The organism is Pseudomonas sp. (assembly GCF_040514055.1).
GTDB lineage: Bacteria > Pseudomonadota > Gammaproteobacteria > Pseudomonadales > Pseudomonadaceae > Aquipseudomonas.
Genome location: NZ_JBEVDL010000069.1, coordinates 16,147 through 37,571, shown reverse-complemented (window position 1 = coordinate 37,571; position 21,425 = coordinate 16,147). Strand labels below are relative to the sequence as shown.

The window sequence follows — 21,425 nt, the reverse complement described above, 5'->3', positions numbered from 1 at the left end:
ACTTCCACGGGCAAGATCACCTTTTGGGCACCGGTCAATGGCACCACCACCGCCAATGCCAGCTACCCGCGCAGCGAACTGCGCGAGACCTATGCCGACGGCCAGCTGCGCAACTGGTTGTACGCCAGCGCCGACAACCGCCTGAGCGCCTCGCTGCTGGTCAGTCAGGTGCCGTCCAGTGGCAAGATCGTCATTGGCCAGATTCACGCCAAGGACAGCAATAGCCCGTTGCTGAAACTCGAATACCAATACAAGGCCTACCTGGGCACCGGCAATATCGTCGCCAAGGTGCGTTTCTCCCCCACCGATGCCGAGGGCCAGGTCATCACGGTCGCCAGCGGTGTACCGTTGAACGCCCGCTTCAGCTACGACATCCGCCTGAGCCGCACCGGCGCCCTGAGCATCAACAGCTATAACCGCAGTTGGAACGGCCAGATGAACAGCGCCTGGGCGGTCAAACCGCTGTACTTCAAGGCCGGCGTCTATACCCAGGACAACACGGGCTACGAGACCGAAGCGGGTAAAGCGACCTTCGAGCAGCTGCAGATCCAGCACCTCTGAGGTCGGCTCACGGCGCACAAAAAAGCCCGCAATGCTGCGGGCTTTTTTCATTGCGGTGCCGATCAGTCGCGCGGTGGGCGCGCCAGGCTGGCGCCCGGATCCAACTGGCGTTGGTGGACGGTGGCATGCTCGGGCAAGGCGCCCAGGCTCATCGACTTGGCCGAGGCCTGAAGGTCCGCCGCCTTGCGTGGCCGCTGTTGCCAGGCGCTGATCAACTGGTCGCGCCAGGCCGGGAAACTGCCGCCATATACCCGATCCAGCTCGGCCAGGGCATTTTTGTAACCGGCCAGATCGTTGCGGCGCAAGTGCCCGGCCAAGGCCAGGTGGCGCTGCGGATCGCGCTCCTGCAGGAAGCGGTGCAGGGTGTAGGACCAGTGGTAGACCATGCTGCTGCCGCTCTCGTACGACAGGTTGGCGATGGCATTCAGGCTCGGCCGGCTGGCCACGGGCACGCTGCTGACATCGTTCATGCCACGCTCGAATTGACTGCCCCACGCCAGGTATTCCGCCAGGCCTTCAGCCCACCAGGTGGTCAGGTTGAGCGGGAAGTGACCGAAGGCCCCGTACTGATTGAAGCGACCGTCCAGGTAATGCACGTACTCGTGGTTGAGGTTCCACACCTGCCAGGTCGGGTTGGGCTGCACATAGGCGAAGAAGCGCGCCTGGTTGCCGGCCACCCAGGGGCTGCCTTCCAGGTACATGCCGCCGTTGTCGGTGCTGAAGTTGTACAGCAAGCCGCCGAATTTCTGGTACTGCTCGCGGCTGGAGAAAATCACCAGCTCGAGGCTTTCGTTCAGGTCGTCCGCCACCGGCTTCCAGTTGGTCTGCATGATACGGTGGAAGTCGCGTTCCTGGCCGCCCAGGCTTTGGCAGATACCGCTCATTTGCGCCGTGGTCATCGGCTGGGCGCGCACTTTCAGGCTCGGGCTGCAGACATGGGTCTGGGGCAATACCTCCTCGATCTTGAAGCTGTAGCACAGGCCGTTGAAACGGGCGCTGCAGGCATTGTCGACATCGCCGCGGTAGGCGTAGTCGACGTAATAACTGCGGAAGTTGCTCTTGAGTTCCAGGTCGTCGAGCTTGCCCTGCCCCAGGTGGGCCTGCATCACCTGCCGGGCGCCGCGGTCGACGGAATCACGCCAGGTGCCCTGGCTCAACCGCGCCAGTTTGCCCAGGGCCTCGATGCTGTTCATCACCACATAGCCGTCGTTATTGCGCCACAGCGCATTGCGACCACTGCCCAGGCGCGCGATCGCGTCGGGGAAACGGCTGTCGCTGATCAGGGCATCGCGCAGCGCGCCCTCCGCCCAGCCGAAGCGGTCGAACAGGTTGAGCACATTGAACACCGCGTCGCCGTAACTCGACTCCTTGCTCAACTGCGCCGTGGCATTCAGGTGATTGACCAGCTCCAGCAGGCGCGGCAGATGACGCACGATGCCGGCACTGGCCTGGGGCGAACTCATCAGACCGCCGAGCGCCACCACATAGCCTTCGATCACCGACCCGGAGGCCTTTTGGTAGACCAGCAGGTCGCGCATGTTCGCCACCTGGAACAGCGCTTTTTCCAGCATGGCCAGTTGGGCCGGCGTAGCCTTGCTGAACCCCTGGTAGAAGTTGTACGCCCTGACGAAGTACAGCAGCTTGTCCAGGTCTGGATCCTGGATCTGCTGCTGGCGGGCCAGGAAATCGATGGCGGCCAGTACGGCCTCCAGGCGACCGGCCTTGGCATGGTCGAAATGCTCGACGAAAAACTCGCTGGTCAGCACCTCGCGCACCAGTGGCGAGAAATCGGCCTTGCTGCGCAGCGCCGGATCCAACGGCGGATTGCCCGGGATGACCGGCGGCGTCACCGGGGGCGTCACCGGCGGTTTGACCGGGGGGGTCACGGGCGGGGTGACAGGTGGAGTGACCGGAGGCGTTGCACTGCCGCGCAGGTCGAGGCGCACCAGGGCAATGGTGGAGTTCGCGCCACGGGTGTCGCTGACCCGGTAGCTGAAACTGTCCTGTCCGCTGGCATCGCGGTAGGCCTTGTAGGTATAGCGGCCGGTTTTGCGGTCGACCTGCAAGGCGCCCAGGGTCGGGTAGTCGATGACGGTGAACGTCAGCGCGTGGTTATCGGCGTCGCGCGCCCAGAGCGTGCCATTCAATTGCACGGCCGCGTCGATCCGCTGATTCTGGTTGGCCACTTCCGGCGCGCGGTTGCCGGCACTGCCGTCGGCGGGCAGCAGGTTCAAGTGCACACGGGTCGGCTCCGACCAGCTCTTGCCATCGGTGGCGCGGTATTCGAAATCGTCGAAATTGCCCGGGGCTTTGGCAGTGGGCGTGTATTCATAACGCCCCTTGTTCCAATCCAGCTTGATGGTGCCGTACTTGGGCTGACGGGTGATGGCGAAGGTCAATCGATCGCCATCGGCATCACGCGCCCAAATCCAGCTGCTGTACACCCGCTCCGCGGAGAGATACTCGCTGTGACCCCGGACTTCCGGGACCTGGTTGGCCTGCGCCACCGCCAGCGTCAGGGGGCTGAGACCAACAGCCAGCGCGTAACAGGTGAAACCTTTGGTGATCTTCTGATTGAACATGGCGTCATCATCGTCATGAATGTTGGAGGCGCGCATGCTAACCAGCTGGCTCGTCCCAAGACGCCAATCACCACACGTTCAGCGCTATCTCTTCTCCGTTTGCCGATTTTTATCTGTTTTTGTGGGGCGAGTCGCGCCCGTTGGGCGCGCCGCCGCACAGTCCCGCCGTGAACTGCAGCGCAGGGCGCCGCCGGGGGTCAACTCACCTTGAAGCGGTTCACCAGTTCCACCAGCCGGGCATTGGAGACCAGCAAGGCCGCGGTGCTTTGATCCGCCTGGCCACCACTGCTGACCAATTCATCGACCATATGGCGGATGGCGACCATGTTCTGATTGATCTCCTCGGTAACCGCACTCTGCTCTTCGGCAGCCGTGGCGATCTGCGCGCTGAGGTCATGGATGCGCACTACCGAGCTGGCCATGTCGTCCAGCCCCACATTGACCCGCGAGGTCTTGTCCGCCGTGGCCTGGCAGCTGGCCTTGGTTTTCTCCATGGCGCTGACGGCCGAGCTGACACCCTGCTGCAGGCGGGCGAGCATCTCGTTGATCTCCGAGGTGCTCTGCTGGGTACGCCCGGCCAGCGCCCGCACTTCGTCGGCAACCACCGCGAAACCGCGGCCCTGCTCACCTGCTCGTGCGGCCTCGATGGCGGCGTTCAGCGCCAGCAGGTTGGTCTGTCCGGCAATCTCGCCGATCACACCCAGTACATCGTTGATCCGCTGGGCGTCCTGCTGCATGTCCTGCACCTTGGCCGTGGCGCTCTGCACCTCGTCGATCAGCGCCAGCACACTGGCCGAGGCCTCATCCACCACCCCCTTGGATTTTTGCGCGCCAGTATTGACGTTCTGGGTGAAACTCGCGGTTTCCGTGGCGCTGCGGGCCACCGAGTCGGCCGTGGAGCTCATTTCGGTAATGGCCGTGACGGCCTGATCGGTTTCCGAGGCGTGCCGGGTCAGGATCTGGTTGGTGTGCTGGGATTGGCGCTGCAGCTGCGCCAGCTCCTGGGCGATCTGTCCGCTGGCCTGGGTCACATCGCCAATCATGCCCTGTAGGTAGATGATAAAGCGGTTGACCGAGGTCCCCACGCGGTCCACCTCGTCTTCGCCGCGGACCTCGATACGCCGGGTCAGATCGGCATCGCCCGCCGACAGCGAGTCGATATTGCCGCGCAACACCGCCAGACGCGTCATCAGCTTGCGGATGGCGAAGATCATCAGCGCCAGCAGCAGCACCACCATGGGGATCTGCAACGCGGCGAGGGTTCCGAGCACCTGATCGCTGCGCTCGGTCAACAGGTCGGTGGGCAACCCCGTAGCCAGCAACCAGGGCGTCCCGGCGACCGGCTGCAGGAAAAAGCTGTAGGCTTGGCCATCGGCCGCCTCATAGTCGGCGCGGTACACCCCGCCACTCGCCGCGCCGCGCAGCCCTTGCTGAATCTGCGCGACGAAGGGCGAACGCGCTGCCAGTTCGGCGACGTTCTTCAGGACGATTTCCCCGCCGAGCCGGGCCTGATTGCTCAGCACCTTGCCATCCGCCTCGACGATCATCACCTCACCCTGGATTTCGCGTTCCTTTTCGGCCACCAGGGCATTGAAAAAGCCCAGTGTCACATCGATGGTCGAGACGCCAAACAACGCGCCATCCTTGTAGATGGCCATGGCGCAGTTGGTCCGCGGCTGCGGACTGGCGTCATCCTGATAGGCCGCGGCCCAGGCGCACTGGCCGCGCGGGGCCTGCTGGCCGGCCTTGTGCCAGGGCTGTTCGTAGTAATTGGGCGCGGCGTCGGAGTTCCAGAAGGTATTGACCTTCAGCTGGCCGGCGCCGTCCCGGTGGAAAAAGCTGCTGTCCTTGGCGCGGCCCTCGGTGCGCTTATTCGGCAACGGCCAGACCCCGCCACCAAACACCTTGGCATCGCCGTACTGATCGACCAGCCCTGGCAAGACCTGGTCGATGACCGCGCTGTCGAGCAAGGGCACCGCCTGGGTGATGGCCCGCGATTGCGCCTGGACCCGGCCCAGCTCGAGCAGGATTTCATCGGCAATGCCCTCGACCTTGCCCAGCACCACTTGCTCCTCCGACTCCTTCAGCTTGGGGGCCACGAAGTGCCGGATGCCCTGCTCCGTGAGCAGGAAAATCACCCCGATAAAAACGATAAAGATCACCGTGTAGCGGGCCTGAACAGTTTTGAGCGAAGCCATTGAGCACCTCTGGCATTGCGAAAAATTGGGGTCATGCACAGCGCGTGACGCCTGCGAGGCGACACTCGCTCCTGGTCAGCCTAGACCGGCTGCCAGCGCAAGCGCCATAAAAAAGCCCGCGTCGCGGCGGGCTTAATGGGTCATCGGCAGCTCAAGGCATAACCTTAATTCACCTTGGCGCTCAACTCGCCTTTGGCATACCGCTGGTACATGCCTTCCAGGGAAATGGCCTTGATTTTCGATGCATTGCCGGCGGTGCCGAAGGCTTCATAGCGGGCGATGCAGACATCGCGCATGGCCTTGACGGTTTCCCCGAAAAATTTCCGCGGATCGAACTCGCTCGGGTGCTGGGCCATAAAACGGCGCATGGCCCCGGTGGACGCGAGACGCAGGTCGGTGTCGATATTGACCTTGCGCACGCCGTGCTTGATGCCCTCGACGATCTCCTCGACCGGCACGCCGTAGGTTTCCTTGATGTCACCACCGTACTGGTTGATGATCGCCAGCCACTCCTGGGGCACCGAAGAAGAGCCGTGCATGACCAGGTGCGTGTTGGGGATCCGTGCATGGATCGCCTTGATCCGGTCGATCGCCAGGATGTCGCCGGTCGGTGGCTTGGTGAACTTGTAGGCGCCATGGCTGGTGCCAATGGCAATGGCCAGGGCATCGACCTGGGTCTTCTTGACGAAGTCCGCGGCCTCTTCCGGATCGGTCAGCATCTGACTGTGGTCCAGCACGCCCTCGGCACCGATGCCGTCTTCTTCGCCGGCCATGCCGGTTTCCAGACTGCCCAGGCAGCCCAGCTCCCCTTCCACCGACACGCCGCAGGCATGGGCCATGGCCACGGTCTGTTGGGTCACGCGCACGTTGTACTCGTAGTCGGTCGGGGTCTTGCCGTCCTCACCCAGCGAGCCGTCCATCATCACCGAGCTGAACCCCAGTTGGATCGAGCGCTGGCAAACGTCCGGGCTGGTACCGTGATCCTGGTGCATGCACACCGGGATATGCGGAAACTCTTCGATAGCAGCGAGAATCAGGTGACGCAGAAAGGGGGCACCGGCATATTTACGGGCACCGGCGGAGGCCTGCACGATCACCGGGGAGTTGGTCTTGTCAGCCGCTTCCATGATGGCGCGCATCTGTTCCAGGTTGTTGACGTTGTAGGCCGGCACGCCGTAGCCGAATTCGGCGGCGTGGTCCAGCAACTGGCGCATGCTGATAAGTGCCATGGTGTAGTTCTCTCCCAGTGGGGTTAATCGTGCAGGCCTGCCCCGGGGCAGCTGCCGTTCAAGTTGGAAAGGGCGGCCCTGGAGCCGCCCTGGTTAAAATTCATCGTCTCGTTCGCCCAGGTGGCCGGCATTGCCAGGCCATCCGCGCAGGTATTCGGCAGTCCCTTCAGCCGGCTCCGGGCGCCTGCCTCAAGGCGCGCGACAGCCGCGCCCCACCAAGTCGTCGCTCGCCACCCAGTAGACCAGGCCTTGATCCTCCTGCACCTGCAGGGCCAGCACGCCATCACTGAAGGCGCGACCCGAGGTCGCCACTTCCGCCGTCAGCGGGTAAACCCGCTCACTGGGCGGCAGGCGCAGCTCGACCCGTTGCTGTCCGGCATCAACAAAACGCCAGTCCACCTGGGCCTGGCTGTCACACACCCAGTGGATCCAGGGCGCTTCAGCCGACGGCAGCAGGCTGCAGGCGCTCGACAAACTGAACAGCAGCCCAACGGCGGGTATTCTGTACCACGGCATGCCCGTTCCTTTTTCGATGGCGGGCGACAGCGCCGCGCTCAACAATCCTGATCCTGGTGCCCGGTCGTCGTCGGGTCCCCGGTGCTTTGGGTCTCGATACGCTGGTTATCCTGCTCGGTGGGGCCACTGGCCGCCGGCGGCGTCAGGCCCTGACAGAGTGACGCCCCTCCTGTGCAACCGGCCAACCCCGCACACAACAGCAGCAACGCGGCAAACTTACCCATGATGAACTCTCCTGGCTCAGCGAACAGCGAACATAGTCCAACATTCCGACCACTGCCCTCGGCAGCGGCCTCCCCACTGGCCTGTCAAAGACCACCGAGGCAGCGAATAAGTTGCCACGGCCGAGGCCGCAGCGCGCAAAGCGTGAACGGCCTCGCGCCGGCTGCCGCGCCGCTGCGCCCGATCAGGCCTGCTTGGCCCGTTCTTCCAGGATAGCCACCGCGGGCAACACCTTGCCTTCGACGAACTCGAGAAAGGCACCGCCGCCGGTGGAGATATAGGAAATCCGCTCCGCCACCTGGTATTTATCGATCGCCGCCAGGGTGTCGCCACCGCCGGCAATGGAAAACGCCGAACTCTCGGCGATCGCCAACGCCAAGGCCTTGGTGCCCTCGCCGAACTGGTCGAACTCGAATACCCCCACCGGTCCATTCCACAGGATAGTCCGGGATGATTTCAGCAGGTCAGCGAACATCGCCGCGGTTTTCGGCCCGATGTCCAGGATCATGTCGTCCGCCTCGACCGCGTCGATGGTCTTGACCGTGGCGCGGGCCGATTCGGCGAACTCCTTGGCCACCACCACGTCCACCGGCAAGGGCACGCTGACCTTGGCCGCGATGGCGCGGGCGGTCTCCAGCAGATCCGGTTCGTACAGGGACTTGCCCACCGGGTGACCGGCAGCCGCCAGAAAGGTATTGGCAATCCCGCCGCCGACGATCAACTGATCGCAGATCTGACTCAGGCTGTTGAGCACATCGAGTTTGGTCGACACCTTGGAGCCAGCGACGATCGCCGCCATCGGCTTGGCTGGAGCCCCCAGGGCCTTGCCCAACGCATCGAGCTCGGCCGCCAGCAACGGGCCCGCCGCCGCGACCTTGGCGAACTTGGCGACCCCGTGGGTCGAACCCTCGGCGCGGTGCGCGGTGCCAAAGGCGTCCATGACAAACACGTCGCAGAGCGCCGCGTAGCGTTGCGCCAGTTCGTCGAGGTTCTTCTTCTCGCCCGGGTTGAAGCGCACGTTCTCCAACAGCACCAGTTCACCCGGCTGGACCTGTACGCCGTCCAGGTAATCGGCGACCAGCGGCACCTCGCGGCCCAACGCGCGACTGAGGTAGTCGGCGACCGGCTTGAGACTGTTTTCCGCGCTGAACTCACCTTCGCTGGGGCGGCCCAGGTGCGAGCAGACCATCACCGCCGCGCCTTTTTCCAGGGCCAGTTTGAGGGTCGGCAGCGCAGCCAGGATACGGGCATCGCTGGTGATCACACCGTCCTTCACCGGCACATTGAGGTCTTCGCGGATCAGCACGCGCAGGCCGTTGAGGTCGAGGTCGGTCATCTTCAGGGTCATGGTCAGTCCTTTACCGGAGCTGTTAAATGGGAATTCGAATGCCTGGCCGCCACGGCACCCAGGTACTGGTCGGCGACATCGAGCATGCGATTGGCAAAACCCCACTCGTTGTCGAACCAGGCCAGCAGGTTGACCAGGCGTGGGCCGGAAACCCGGGTCTGGCTGCCGTCGACGATCGCCGAATGGGGATCGTGATTGAAGTCGCAACTGGCATGGGGCAGCTCGGTGTAGGCCAGCAAGCCGCGCAGCGGACCTACTTCGGCCGCTCGCCGCAGCACCGCGTTGACTTCGGCGGCGTCGGTATCGCGGGCCATCTGCAGAGTAATATCCAGGCAGGACACGTTGACGGTCGGCACCCGCACCGCTTTGGCCTGAATTCGGCCGGCAAGTTCCGGCAGCAGGCGCTCGATGCCCCGCGCCAGTCCGGTGGACACCGGAATCACCGACTGAAACGCCGAGCGCGTACGCCGTAAATCCTCGTGGTGGTAGGCGTCGATCACCGGCTGATCATTCATTGCCGAATGGATGGTAGTAATCGACACGTACTCCAGGCCGATCGCCTGGTTCAGCACTTGCAGCAACGGCACGCCGCAGTTGGTGGTGCAGGAGGCATTGGAGACAAGGCGTTCGCTGCCGCGCAGGCTGGCCTGATTGACACCGTAGACGATGGTGGCGTCGACATCCGCCTCGCTGGCCATCGGCTGGGAGAACAATACCCGCGGCGCACCGGCGGCGAGGAAGCGTTCGGCGTCGGCGCGACTGTTGTAGGCACCCGAGCACTCCAGCACCAGGTCGATATCCAGCGCCGCCCAGTCGATACCTTCCGGCGCGGCACTGCGCAGCACCTGCAGGCGATCGCCGTTGATCTGCAGGCACGCGCCATCGACCTCGACGGTACCCGGGAAGCGGCCATGGGTGGAATCGAAGCGCGTCAGGTATTCCAGGCTGGCCATGTCGGCCAGGTCGTTGATCGCGACGATTTTCAAATGCGCCCCGGTACCAGCGGCGGCCAGGCTGGCGCGCTCGTACAACGCGCGCAGCACGCAGCGACCGATACGGCCATAACCGTTGAGGGCAACTCTATAAGGAGGACGCGGCATGCAAGAGCTCACTGCAGTCAAGGGCACGAATGGACGCAGGGACGCCGCGCGGGCCAGCCGCGCGCCACCTTGCCTGACACAACCCCCTTCAGCCTTCGAGCAATTCGTCGGCGGTACCGAGAATGTTTTCGACGGTGAAGCCGAAATGCTCGAACAGGGCCGGCGCTGGCGCCGACTCGCCAAAGCTGGTCATGCCGATGACCCGGCCTTCCAGGCCCACATACTTGTACCAATAGTCGGCGTGTGCCGCCTCGATGGCGATACGCGCGCCCACCTGCAACGGCAATACCGCCTGACGGTAACCGGCGTCCTGGGCATCGAACACGCTGGTGCAGGGCATGGACACCACGCGCACCCGTCGCCCCTGCTCGCTGAGCTGGTCGGCGGCCTGGACCGCCAAACCGACTTCGGAGCCAGTGGCGATCAGGATCAGCTCGGGCTCGCCGGCGCAATCCTTGAGGATGTAACCGCCGCGCGCCACGTCGGCCAGTTGCCCGGCGTCACGCGGCTGGTGCGGCAAGTTCTGCCGCGAGAAGATCAGGGCCGAAGGACCGTCGTTGCGCTCGATGGCGTACTTCCAGGCCACCGCGGACTCGACCGCATCCGCCGGCCGCCAGGTATCGAGGTTCGGCGTGCAGCGCAGGCTGGCCAGTTGCTCGATCGGCTGGTGGGTCGGTCCGTCTTCGCCCAGGCCGATGGAGTCGTGGGTGAAGACATAGAGCACGCGCTTTTTCATCAGCGCCGACATGCGCACCGCGTTGCGCGCGTATTCCATAAAGATCAGGAAGGTCGCGCCATACGGCACGAAACCGCCGTGCAGGGCGATACCGTTCATGATCGCGCTCATGCCGAACTCGCGCACGCCGTAGAACAGGTAGTTGCCGGAGGCGTCCTCGGCGGTCACACCCTGGCAGCCCTTCCACAGGGTCAGATTGGACCCGGCCAGGTCCGCCGAGCCGCCGAGGAATTCCGGCAGCAGCGGGCCGAAGGCGTTCAGGGCGTTCTGGCTGGCCTTGCGGCTGGCGATGGTCTCGCCCTTGTTCGCCACATCGGCGATATAAGCCGCGGCCTTGTCGGCGAAATCGGCCGGCAATTGGCCCTTGATCCGCCGGCTGAACTCGGCGGCCAGCTCCGGGTAGGCGCTGGCGTAGGCGGCGAAGCGTGCATTCCACTGCGCTTCGGCCGCGGCACCGGCCTCGCGAGCGTCCCATTCGGCGCGAATGTCGCTGGGGACTTCGAAGGGCGCATGGTTCCAGCCCAGGGTCGCGCGGGTCAGGGCGATCTCGTCGTTGCCCAGGGGCGCGCCGTGGCAATCTTCCTTGCCCTGCTTGTTGGGCGAACCGAAGCCGATCACCGTCTTGCAACAGATCAAGGTTGGCTGCGCGCTCTTGCGTGCGGTTTCGATGGCGGTCTTGATTTCTTCCGGGTCGTGCCCGTCGACATTGCGGATCACCTGCCAGCCGTAGGCTTCGAAGCGCTTGGGCGTGTCGTCGGTGAACCAGCCGTGGACTTCGCCGTCGATGGAAATGCCGTTGTCATCGTAGAAGGCGATCAGTTTGCCCAGGCCCAGGGTGCCCGCCAGGGAGCTGACCTCGTGGGAGATACCTTCCATCATGCAACCATCACCCAGGAACACATAGGTGTGGTGGTCGACGATGGCGTGGCCATCGCGGTTGAACTGGGCCGCCAGCACTTTCTCCGCCAGGGCGAAGCCCACGGCGTTGGCCAAGCCCTGGCCCAGCGGCCCGGTGGTGGTTTCGACACCGGCGGTGTAGCCGTATTCCGGATGGCCGGGCGTACGCGAACCCAGCTGACGGAAATTCTTCAGGTCCTCGACCGTGACGTCGTAGCCGGTCAGGTGCAGCAGCGAATAGATCAACATCGAGCCATGGCCGTTGGACAGCACAAATCGGTCGCGGTCGGCGAACTCGGGGTTGCTCGGATTGTGCTTGAGGTAATCGCGCCACAGCACTTCGGCGATGTCCGCCATGCCCATCGGGGCGCCGGGGTGGCCGCTGTTGGCTTTCTGCACGGCATCCATGCTGAGGGCACGGATGGCATTGGCACGCTCACGACGGCTGGGCATCGCTGATCTCCTGGGAAGACTGCTGAAACAGTAGGTCGAAAAAAGGCGGCTATTTTCGCCCACCCGGCCCCATGGGGGCAATGACCAAACTCGGCCCCCGGCCGCCGAAATACAAATGAGCCCCCGGCCCGCACGATCATTGGACTTGCCCCTGCACTGACTTGCCGCTTATGGCTTACGGCTTGCCGCAGGCCTTCTCCAATATCAAAACTTTTAGATATAGCCATTGATGGATGAAAAACCAGCGTCTAGACTGGCGACCCTATGAACCTGCGTGCACCCCTGATCCGCCATGACGACTGCGACGAACTGGCTGCCTTGTGCAAGGCCGGCGGCGACCCGCTGCGGCTCAATGTCTTGCGCGCGCTGGCGAACGATTCGTTCGGGGTCCTGGAGCTCGCGCAGATTTTCGCCACCGGCCAGTCCGGCATGAGCCACCACCTGAAAGTGCTGGCCCAGGCCGGCCTGGTGGCGACCCGCCGCGAAGGCAATGCGATCTTTTACCGTCGCGCCCTGGCCCAAGCCGACCTCCTGGGTGGCCGCTTGCATGGCGCCCTGCTCGACGAGGTCGATGACCTGACCCTGCCCGCCGATGTCCGCGGCCGCATTGGCCAGGTGCACGCCCAGCGCGCGGCGGCCAGCCATGAGTTCTTCGCCCGTATCGCCTCGCACTTCCAGGCCCGGCAAGACCTGATCGCCGGCCTGCCGCAGTACCGCGACAGCGTGCTGGCCCTGCTCGACGCCCTGGGCTTCGCACCCGGGGCCAGCGCCCTCGAGGTGGGCCCCGGCGACGGCGGTTTCCTGCCCGAGCTGGCGCGACGCTTCGAGCGGGTGATCGCCCTGGACAACAGTCCGGCGATGCTCGAGCTGGCGCGCCTGCGCTGCCTGCACGAGGGCCTGGACAACGTGCAACTGCAGCTGGCCGACGCCCTCGACGCCGCCGGCGAAGCGGTCGATTGCCTGGTGCTGAACATGGTCCTGCACCATTTCGCCGCGCCGGCCGAGGCCCTGAAGCAACTGGCGCCACGGGTCAAGCCCGGCGGCAGCCTGCTGGTAACCGAGTTATGCAGCCACAACCAGAGTTGGGCCAGGGAGGCCTGCGGTGATCTCTGGTTGGGGTTTGAACAGGATGACCTGGCCCGCTGGGCCTGTGCCGCAGGGCTGACGCCCGGTGAAAGCCTGTACGTGGGCTTACGTAATGGATTCCAGATTCAGGTCCGCCATTTCCAGCGACCGGCTGGCGTGCCTCACCCCTCGATCAATAGGAATATGCCCCGATGAGCGAATACTCTCTTTTTACCTCCGAGTCCGTGTCTGAAGGGCATCCGGACAAGATCGCCGACCAGATTTCCGATGCGGTGCTCGACGCCATCATCGCCCAGGACAAGCATGCCCGCGTGGCCTGTGAAACCCTGGTCAAGACCGGTGTGGCCATAGTCGCCGGCGAAGTCACCACCTCCGCCTGGGTCGACCTGGAAGACTTGGTGCGCAAGGTGATCATCGACATCGGCTACAACAGCTCCGAAGTCGGCTTCGACGGTGCCACCTGCGGCATCATCAATATCATCGGCAAGCAGTCCCCGGACATCAACCAGGGCGTCGACCGGGCCAAGCCCGAAGACCAGGGCGCCGGCGACCAGGGCCTGATGTTCGGCTACGCCAGCAATGAAACCGACGTGCTGATGCCGGCGCCGATCTGCTTCTCGCACCGTCTGGTGGAGCGTCAGGCCGAAGCCCGCAAGTCCGGCCTGCTGCCCTGGCTGCGCCCGGACGCCAAGTCCCAGGTCACCTGCCGCTACGAAAACGGCCAGGTGGTCGGCATCGACGCGGTGGTGCTGTCGACCCAGCACAATCCGGAAGTGAAGTATTCCGACCTGCGCGAAGCGGTGATGGAGCTGATCGTCAAGCACGTGCTGCCAGCCGAGCTGCTGCACAAGGACACCCAGTTCCATATCAACCCGACCGGCAACTTCGTGATCGGCGGCCCGGTGGGCGATTGCGGCCTGACCGGCCGCAAGATCATCGTCGACTCCTACGGCGGCATGGCCCGCCACGGCGGTGGCGCCTTCTCCGGCAAGGATCCCTCCAAGGTCGATCGCTCCGCCGCCTATGCCGGCCGCTACGTGGCCAAGAACCTGGTTGCCGCCGGCCTGGCCGAACGTTGCGAGATCCAGGTGTCCTACGCCATCGGCGTGGCGCAACCCACCTCGATTTCGATCAACACCTTCGGCACCGGCAAGATCAGCGACGAGAAGATCATCCAGCTGGTGCGCGCGCATTTCGACCTGCGCCCCTACGCCATCACCAAGATGCTCGACCTGTTGCACCCCATGTACCAGGCTACCGCGGCCTACGGTCACTTCGGCCGCATCCCGCAACAGGTCACGGTGGACGGCGACAGCTTCACCACCTTTACCTGGGAACAGACCGACCGCGCCGAGGCCTTGCGCGCCGCCGCTGGCCTGTAAGCCCGCCGAAACGAAAAAGCCCCGCCTGGTGCGGGGCTTTTTTATGCCCGGCTGCTGGAGTGGCTAGACTGCGGGCACCGTTTCCGAGCAAGGACGCTCATTGTGAAACCCTGGACCCTTCTGCCGCTAGGCTTGCTCACCGGTCAGTTGCTTGCCGCCCCCTGCCCCGACTGGACGCCGGAGCGCGCCGGGACCGAGCTGCAGGCTCTCGAGGGGCAACTCGCCGAGTGGGACGACCGTTACCACCGACTGGGCCAGTCGCCCGTCCCCGATGAGCTGTACGACCAGCTGCGGCTGCGCCAGGCCAACTGGCGCAGCTGCTTCCCCAACCTGCTGCCGGCCCCGGCCAATCCGCTGGCCAGCAGCGGCGGCACGCTGCCCCACCCGATCAGCCATACCGGTCTGCACAAGCTCGACAGCGAGGCCCAGGTACAGGCCTGGCTCGAATACCGCCAGGATCTCTGGATCCAGCCCAAGGTGGACGGCGTGGCCGTGACCCTGATCTACCGCGGCGGCCAGCTGCAGCAGGTGATCAGCCGCGGCGATGGACGCCGAGGCCAGGACTGGACCGCCAATGCGCGGCGTATTGCCGCCGTCCCGCAGACCGTGCCGAGCGCACGCGACCTGCTGTTGCAGGCTGAGCTGTATTGGCGCTTGCCCGGCCATGTGCAAGCCCAAAGCGGCAGCCTGGGCGCCCGCGGCAAAGTCGCCGGGCTGATGGCGCGGCACCGGCTGACCGCGCAGGAGGCGGCGGGGATTGGCCTGTTCGTCTGGGAGTGGCCGGATGGCCCAGTGTCCATGCCGGACCGACTGCAGGCACTCAGCGGGCTGGGCTTCCCTGATACGCAACGCTTCAGCGAGCCCCTGGTCAGCCTGCAGCAAGCCGCTCAGTGGCGCGCTCACTGGTACCGCAGCGAACTGCCATTCGCCAGCGATGGCGTGGTGCTGCGCCAGGGCAGCCGTCCTGCCGGCGAACGCTGGCAGGCCCAGCCCCCGCACTGGGCGGTGGCCTGGAAATATCCGCGGATCCAGGCAGTCGCCGAGGTGCGCCGGGTGACGTTCAGCATTGGCCGGCGCGGGCGCATTACGCCGGTGCTAAGCCTGGAGCCGCTGCAGCTGGACGATCGCCGCATCGAGCGGGTCAGCCTGGGCTCACTGGCCCGCTGGCGGGCATGGGACATACGCCCCGGTGACCAGATCGTCCTGAGCCTGAGCGGACGGGTTATACCGCGCCTGGACAGCGTGCTGTGGCGCACCCGGGAGCGCGCGCCCGTGCAGCCGCCCAACTCGCTCGACTACCACCCACTCAGTTGCTGGCACCCCACCGCGGGCTGTGAAGAACAATTCCTGGCTCGCCTGCAATGGCTTGGGGGCGCCCAGGGACTGGATCTGAACGGGACAGGCACGGGGACCTGGGACGCCCTGCTGCGGGCGGGGCAGCTGCCGAATCTGCTGGCCTGGCTGATGCTCACCGAACAGACCCTGGCGCAAACCTCAGGTGTGGGCCCGGCGCGAGCAGCCAAGCTGTTCCAGGCTTTCCAACACGCCCGCAAGCGTCCCTTCGCCACCTGGCTGCGGGCGTTGGGGCTGCCGCCGAGCAGCGGGCTGGACCTGGGGGACAGCTGGCAGGCGCTGGCCGAGCGTAGCGAACAGCGGTGGCGCGCCGAACCCGCCGTGGGCCCGGAAAAGGCCAGGCAACTGCGCGCTTTTTTCCGCGATCCCAATATCCGGGCGCTGCGTGAGCAGCTGCGGGCCGCCGGGGTCCCGGGCTTTTGAGCCCAGGACCAGGCTGACCAACCCTCAGAACGCGCGAAACTCCTTGTGGCAGGCCTCGCAGGCCGCTTCCACGCGCTGCAGCGGTGCGGCCAGTTCAGCCGCTGCCAGCGGCGCCCGGGTGGTGGCCTCGAGCAACCGCGCCGTCGATTGCTCGAGCGCGCGGGCGAGCTCCTGGAAACGCGCCTGACGCTGCCAGACCTCGTCACGGGCCTGACTGTGCATATCCTCCTTGACCTGGGGAAAGTGCTGCCACGGCTGGCGCGAAAGCTGCTCGAGGCGCTTGGAACCTTCGGCAAAGGCCGTCGGATCGAACGCCAAGCGCCCCCGCAGCATGCCTCCCAGATGCTCGCTGGTCTTGAGCATTTGCTTGAATACCGCCTGGCGCTGACCCAGGGGCGAATCGGGATCGACACCGCCACAGGCGACCAGTGCCAGACACACAACAGGTATCAGTAGCGCTTTTTTCCACATCTTGACCACAGCGTCGACTCCGAAAGACAGCCGACAGTATCCGTCCTCAAGCCCCGCCGGCACGGTGCGGCGGATTGCCGCAGACGAGCCTCGGCTCAGGCGGACACCAGAAACAAGGCGGCGATCAGGGCCATTCCGACGAACCAGACCAGGGACCGCAGGGGGCCCCAGTCGGCCAGGTAACAGATGAAATACAGCACCCGGCTAAGCACAAAGGCCACGGCCAGCTGATCGATCACCCCCTGCTCGGCGCCGCCGGCCAGATGCGCGATGATGACCGCTGCACTGAAGGCCGGGGTCACTTCGAACCCATTGAGCTGGGCGTTGTTGGCCCGGCGCCCGGCCCCCGAGAGCGAGGCGAGAAACGCCCGCGGATCGCGGTTGTGCCGTCGACTCAAACCACCGTTGGGCACCTTGGCGACCAGGGTCCCCAGGTAAGGGAGAAACAAGGCAATCAGCACACACCAATAGGCCAAGGTCATGGCGGCTCCAGAATCAGGACGATAGAGCGCTACAGACTGGGGTCATGGGACGTGGAACGCCATGGCCGCGTTGACAGGGCAACCCGCTTATTGGTCAAACGGAGCGCCGGCCGCCGGTTCGCCGGACATGGCCGGGGCCTTGCCGTCAGGGCGACCAGTGCCCACCACCCTGCTCGCAGTCGATACGGGCCTGGCTCTGGTCCGCCGCCTGGTAGTGATAGGTGATGATCTGGGCGTCCTTGGGAATGGTCGAAGGCTGCGCATCGTCAGTAGTCCAGCGACCCGAAGCGGCCTCGTTGGCCAGGGTTTCCTGGGTCATGGCCGCCGTGCACTTACCGAAATAACCGGTCGGGCAACTCGCCTGCTTGGTCTTCTTGACGCCGATTTCGCTGCGGTCGCCGCACGCCCAGTCCAGGGAGCCGGCGGGCATGCCACGGTGTTCGAAGCAGCTTTTGCCGACAATGCCGGACGGACCGTGCATGCCCGATTCGGCGGTCACGTAGCAGGATTCGGCGAGCGCCGGCAGGCTGGGGACCAGGCAGAAAAGCAGCACGGCAGCGCAATGCGACTTCAGAGACATGAGAGTACTCCTGCGAAGTTCGGTGCCCCACCGGTACGGCAGGCCTGGGATTGTGACGGTTGCGTGGCCAAAGAGTTCGGCTTGCCTACCCCGCCCTGTACACACCTGACCACGGCCTTCGCTGTAAGCCTATTTAGGAGTTAAAAAATCCTATTAATTTCAGAAAAATATAATGAATCCGCCCAATGGCGCGCCGCGCCGAGGCCAGGCTGATTCGCTCCCTGCACCGTCGTACCAGCTGACCGGGTATTACCGCGCCGCCAGTTGACATTAACCCCGCGGAACCTAGGTTTATAGCGAGCCTGGATCAATGAGTGTGCATCGCACAGGGAGTCCATGATGCTTGGCAATAGCCCCTCTCCACCCTCCGCCCTGACCCTGACTGCCCTGTTGCTGTTGCCCTGGTTGCTGGCCAGTCTGCTGCTGGTTACCGAGTTGCCTGCCTGGGCACCCCTGGTGCTGGGCGCGGTGGTGGCACTGGGCAGTGTGTGGTATCTGATCCAGCGTGTCGGACTGCTCGCCAGTGCAGGCAACGAACTGCTGGAGGCTCCGCCGCCCGCGCTGGCCGATAGCTTCGAGCCGCTGCGCCAGGCCGTCGCCCACCAGGCGGGGCAGATCACCCAGCACAGCCGACAGGTCGATGGCCTGCTGGACACGGCGATCGAGCACCTGACCCACAGTTTCAGCAGCATCAATCAGTTGGTCGAACGCCAGCAACGCATCGCTGGCTCGCTGATCGACCACTACCGTGACCAGAATGACGGCGCGACCGACAAGGTGAATTTCCAGCATTTCGTCACCACCACCCAACAAACCCTTAGCCTGTTCGTCGAGTCGACGGTCGAAACCAGCCGCACTTCCATGGCGCTGGTCGACAGCATGGACCGCATCACCGCCAAGATCGGCGAGATCGTCAAATCCACCAGCGACATGGATGCCATCGCCAAGCAGACCAATCTGTTGGCCTTGAACGCCGCCATCGAGGCGGCCCGCGCCGGGGAAGCCGGCCGTGGTTTCGCCGTGGTCGCGGACGAGGTACGGGCACTGTCCACGCGCTCCAGCCTGTTCTCCGAAGAGATCCGCACCCATATCGGCACGGTGCACCAGGAACTGCAGCAGGCCGACCTTGCAATCAGCCAGCTGGCGGCCAAGGACATGAGTTTCGCCATGTCGTCGAAAAAACAGGTCAACACCATGCTCGAGGACCTGGCGCAGATGAATCTGCGCACGCTCAAGGCCGTCCAGGAACTGGAACAGGTCTCCCAGGCCGTCGCCAGTGACGTTGGCGCCGCCATCACCGCCTTGCAGTTCCAGGACCTGAGCAACCAGTTGCTCACCCAGATCCGCAAGCATGCGGCCCGGCTGGAGCAGTTTTCCATCAGCCTCGAGGGCCTGGCCGAACTCAACCAGGATGCCCAGCAGGAACAACTGCAGACCCAGCAGCAGCAGCTCAGCAGCAAGCTGCACAACCCCGTCAGCCAGACCTCGATGAAACCCGGTGAAATCGAACTGTTCTAACCCTGATCAAGGAAGCCGCACCGTGAATGAAACGAACACTGCCGTGATCCGCCTGGGTGAACGTTTCGACTTTCACTCCTACCGCACCTTTCGCGATGCCTACGAGCTGGAACTGGCCAAGCCGGCAGTGCAGTGCCTGGTGATCGACCTGCAGCAGGTGCAGTACATCGACTCGGCCGCGCTGGGCATCTTGCTGCTGCTGCGCGACAAGGCCCAGGCCCTGCACAAGTCCGTGGAGCTGCGTCACCTGCACGGTATCGCCAAGGAAGTCTTCGAGGTCGCCAACTTCCATCGCCTGTTCACCATCAGCTGACCCATGCGTCCGCTGAAAATCCTCAGCGTCGACGACGACGCTACCCTGCGCATGCTGCTCAAGGCGTTTATTGGCTCCCTGGGACATCAGTGCTCCGTGGTCAGCAATGGCGAGGAGGCGTTGCGCCGTTATCAGCAAGAGCCGTTCGACCTGATCCTGGTCGACCAATTGATGCCCGGCATGGACGGCATCGGCGTGACCCGCGCCATTCGCGAGCTGCAGACGGACCGGGGCTGGCGGCCGATCATCATGCTGTCGGGCATGAGCGAAACCGATGACCAGGTCGCCTCGCTCGACGCCGGTTGCGACGACTTCATCGCCAAACCGGTCAACCTGGCCATTCTGGCGGCCAAGATCAACGCCTTCCGGCGCATCGCCGCGCTGCAGGAACAGGTCGCCGAACAGAACCAGCAACTGCTGCATTACCACCATGCCGAGGCGGAAGAGCGGCGCATTTGCCGTTTCCTGATGGAGCGCCTGGTGCGCCGCGACCTGCTCGAGCACCCCCAGGTGCGCCATCTGTTGCAAGCGGCCAGCGAGGTGTCCGGCGACCTGCTGTTGGTGTGTCCGGCCAGCAATGGCGACCTCTACGTGATGCTGGCCGATGCCACCGGCCATGGCTTGCCCGCGGCGCTGACCCTGATACCGCTGTCGCAGACTTTTTATGCCATGGCCAGCAAGGGCTTCAAGCTCGAGACTATCGCCCGTGAACTCAACCTGCGTAACCGCGCCTATTCGCCAGCTGACCGTTTTGTCGCCGCCCTGCTGGCGGTGTTGCGCCCGCGCGAGGACGTGCTCTCGGTGTGGAATGGCGGGATCCCGGCGGCCCTGCTGGTTGACGAACAGGGCCAGGTGGTGCGCCGCTTCAAATCCCTGAACCTGCCGCTGGGCATAGTCGCCGATGGGGAGTTCGAATCAGAGTGCGAGACCGTTGCCATCGAGTCCGGGCAACGCCTGCTGTTGTATTCGGATGGCCTGATTGAGGCCGAAAACGCCCAGGGCGAGCCCTTCGGCACCGCGCGCCTGGAACGCTGCCTGAGCAGCGCCCCTCTTTCCCACTGGATGGAGGAGCTGCAACAGCGCCTGGGCCAGCACCTCGACGGATGCCTGCCCCACGACGACCTGTCCTGCCTGCTGCTCGAATGCCGGGGCGAGGCGCGCACGGCCTGTCGGCCGGCCCTGGCCGGTGACGGCGTCGCCGAGAGCTGGAGCCTGCAGTTGACCCTGACCGCACCGCAATTGCAGCGCCTGGACGCGGCGCCCATGGTCAGCAACCTGTGCAACAGCCTGGGCCTGCCGGCAGAGCGCCAAGGGGTGCTGGCGCTGATCCTCAATGAGCTGCTGAGCAATGCCCTGGATCATGGGGTACTGGGCCTGGACTCCGCCATCAAGGACCAAGCCGAGGGTTTCGAACGCTACTTCGAAACCCGGGCCTTGCGCCTGGCGGCCTTGCAGGAGGGAGAAATCCGCATCGATATCCAGCAGCACGGCAGTCCATCCGGCAATCACCTGCAGGTACAGATCCACGACAGCGGTGCCGGCTTCGATATCGATCGACTGTTTTCACCCCCCGCCGCCCACGCGCCCCGCCTCTATCACGGGCGCGGGCTGACACTGGTGCGGCAACTGTGCCAGCACCTGGAGTTCTATCCGCCAGGCAACCGGGTCAGAGCTCAGCTGCACTGGGGCAGCGACTCTTCTTCAGGCCTCGAACCGGCAGAGGATCGCCACCCGCAGGGCACGCCCTAAATACGGCCTGGCGGTCAGGCGTGCCGACTCCGTGCGGCGAGCGACGGAAAGCCTTGGGTGCGGCGCGCGGCGCGGCTATACTTGCCGGGCTTCATGCGGCCAACCCAGCGTTGCCCGTTCCCGCCACCTGTCCGAGGGGCGCTGCAGCAGGTCTGAAACCACGACCTGTCAGGCTCGGAGAGGGCGTTAACCATACGCAGCAACGGCGCCCATTCGCAGACAACGA

The 21,425-nt window shown here is 64.7% G+C and carries 17 protein-coding genes, 2 pseudogenes and 1 riboswitch; of the genes and pseudogenes, 7 read left to right on the top strand and 12 right to left on the bottom strand.

The window, feature by feature from the left end; translation table 11 throughout:
• The coding region (locus tag ABWY06_RS18200) for a polysaccharide lyase family 7 protein (RefSeq protein WP_353926990.1) at window positions 1-561 on the top strand (561 nt) is incomplete at its 5' end.
• Window positions 562-623: 62 nt separating this feature from the next.
• Here the strand turns inward: ABWY06_RS18200 and ABWY06_RS18195 are convergent.
• The 9 genes and pseudogenes from ABWY06_RS18195 to tkt form a co-directional block, all read right to left on the bottom strand.
• Window positions 624-3,179: a collagenase gene (locus ABWY06_RS18195; protein WP_353926989.1), complete on the bottom strand. Its 2,556-nt coding sequence runs from the start codon at window positions 3,177-3,179 to the stop codon at window positions 624-626.
• Window positions 3,180-3,340: 161 nt separating this feature from the next.
• Window positions 3,341-3,859: pseudogene (locus tag ABWY06_RS25965) on the bottom strand (methyl-accepting chemotaxis protein); the annotation flags it as partial.
• A 345-nt stretch (window positions 3,860-4,204) separates the two neighbouring features.
• Window positions 4,205-5,341: pseudogene (locus ABWY06_RS25960) on the bottom strand (HAMP domain-containing protein); the annotation flags it as partial.
• 164 nt (window positions 5,342-5,505) lie between these two features.
• Window positions 5,506-6,570 (bottom strand): class II fructose-bisphosphate aldolase, encoded by a 1,065-nt coding sequence (fba, locus tag ABWY06_RS18185; protein WP_353926987.1) that lies wholly within the window; start codon window positions 6,568-6,570, stop codon window positions 5,506-5,508.
• A 189-nt stretch (window positions 6,571-6,759) separates the two neighbouring features.
• Window positions 6,760-7,086 (bottom strand): MliC family protein, encoded by a 327-nt coding sequence (locus ABWY06_RS18180; protein ID WP_353926986.1) that lies wholly within the window; start codon window positions 7,084-7,086, stop codon window positions 6,760-6,762.
• 38 nt (window positions 7,087-7,124) lie between these two features.
• Window positions 7,125-7,310, bottom strand: coding sequence for a hypothetical protein (locus ABWY06_RS18175; protein WP_353926985.1), 186 nt, complete (start codon window positions 7,308-7,310; stop codon window positions 7,125-7,127).
• Window positions 7,311-7,492: 182 nt separating this feature from the next.
• Window positions 7,493-8,656, bottom strand: coding sequence for a phosphoglycerate kinase (locus ABWY06_RS18170; RefSeq protein ID WP_353926984.1), 1,164 nt, complete (start codon window positions 8,654-8,656; stop codon window positions 7,493-7,495).
• A gap of 2 nt (window positions 8,657-8,658) precedes the next feature.
• A complete protein-coding gene (epd, locus tag ABWY06_RS18165) occupies window positions 8,659-9,756 on the bottom strand; it encodes an erythrose-4-phosphate dehydrogenase (protein ID WP_353926983.1) in 1,098 nt (365 codons plus the stop codon).
• An 88-nt stretch (window positions 9,757-9,844) separates the two neighbouring features.
• On the bottom strand, window positions 9,845-11,842 hold the full coding sequence (tkt, locus tag ABWY06_RS18160; RefSeq protein WP_353926982.1) for a transketolase: 1,998 nt from the start codon (window positions 11,840-11,842) through the stop codon (window positions 9,845-9,847).
• Window positions 11,843-12,106: 264 nt separating this feature from the next.
• Between tkt and ABWY06_RS18155 the strand changes: the two genes are divergently transcribed.
• From ABWY06_RS18155 to ligB, 3 genes are all read left to right on the top strand, one after another.
• Window positions 12,107-13,123 (top strand): ArsR/SmtB family transcription factor, encoded by a 1,017-nt coding sequence (locus tag ABWY06_RS18155; RefSeq protein ID WP_353926981.1) that lies wholly within the window; start codon window positions 12,107-12,109, stop codon window positions 13,121-13,123.
• Window positions 13,120-14,310: a methionine adenosyltransferase gene (gene metK, locus ABWY06_RS18150; protein ID WP_353926980.1), complete on the top strand. Its 1,191-nt coding sequence runs from the start codon at window positions 13,120-13,122 to the stop codon at window positions 14,308-14,310. Before ABWY06_RS18155 ends, metK begins: the two co-directional genes overlap by 4 nt.
• A 102-nt stretch (window positions 14,311-14,412) precedes the next feature.
• A complete protein-coding gene (ligB, locus tag ABWY06_RS18145) occupies window positions 14,413-16,086 on the top strand; it encodes an NAD-dependent DNA ligase LigB (RefSeq protein WP_353926979.1) in 1,674 nt (557 codons plus the stop codon).
• 24 nt (window positions 16,087-16,110) lie between these two features.
• Here the strand turns inward: ligB and ABWY06_RS18140 are convergent, their stop codons facing one another.
• From ABWY06_RS18140 to ABWY06_RS18130, 3 genes are all read right to left on the bottom strand, one after another.
• Window positions 16,111-16,557, bottom strand: coding sequence for a c-type cytochrome (locus tag ABWY06_RS18140; protein ID WP_353926991.1), 447 nt, complete (start codon window positions 16,555-16,557; stop codon window positions 16,111-16,113).
• A 95-nt stretch (window positions 16,558-16,652) separates the two neighbouring features.
• Window positions 16,653-17,039 carry an MAPEG family protein gene (locus tag ABWY06_RS18135; RefSeq protein WP_353926978.1) on the bottom strand — a complete coding sequence of 129 codons (387 nt, stop codon included), beginning with the start codon at window positions 17,037-17,039 and terminating at the stop codon, window positions 16,653-16,655.
• Window positions 17,040-17,184: 145 nt separating this feature from the next.
• Window positions 17,185-17,619, bottom strand: a complete 435-nt coding sequence (locus ABWY06_RS18130; RefSeq protein WP_353926977.1) for a hypothetical protein — start codon at window positions 17,617-17,619, stop codon at window positions 17,185-17,187.
• Window positions 17,620-17,955: 336 nt separating this feature from the next.
• On the opposite strand from ABWY06_RS18130, the gene ABWY06_RS18125 reads away from it, so the two are divergent.
• From ABWY06_RS18125 to ABWY06_RS18115, 3 genes are read left to right on the top strand one after another with little or no spacing between them, the layout of a single operon-like run.
• Complete coding sequence (locus ABWY06_RS18125; protein WP_502948225.1) at window positions 17,956-19,137, top strand: methyl-accepting chemotaxis protein; 1,182 nt, start codon at window positions 17,956-17,958, stop codon at window positions 19,135-19,137.
• A 22-nt stretch (window positions 19,138-19,159) separates the two neighbouring features.
• Entirely contained in the window at window positions 19,160-19,450 is a 291-nt protein-coding gene (locus tag ABWY06_RS18120; RefSeq protein WP_353926975.1) for an STAS domain-containing protein, read from the top strand.
• A gap of 3 nt (window positions 19,451-19,453) precedes the next feature.
• A complete protein-coding gene (locus ABWY06_RS18115) occupies window positions 19,454-21,199 on the top strand; it encodes an ATP-binding SpoIIE family protein phosphatase (protein WP_353926974.1) in 1,746 nt (581 codons plus the stop codon).
• A gap of 127 nt (window positions 21,200-21,326) precedes the next feature.
• A riboswitch (S-adenosyl-L-homocysteine riboswitch) is annotated at window positions 21,327-21,417 on the top strand.
• Window positions 21,418-21,425 lie beyond the last annotated feature (8 nt).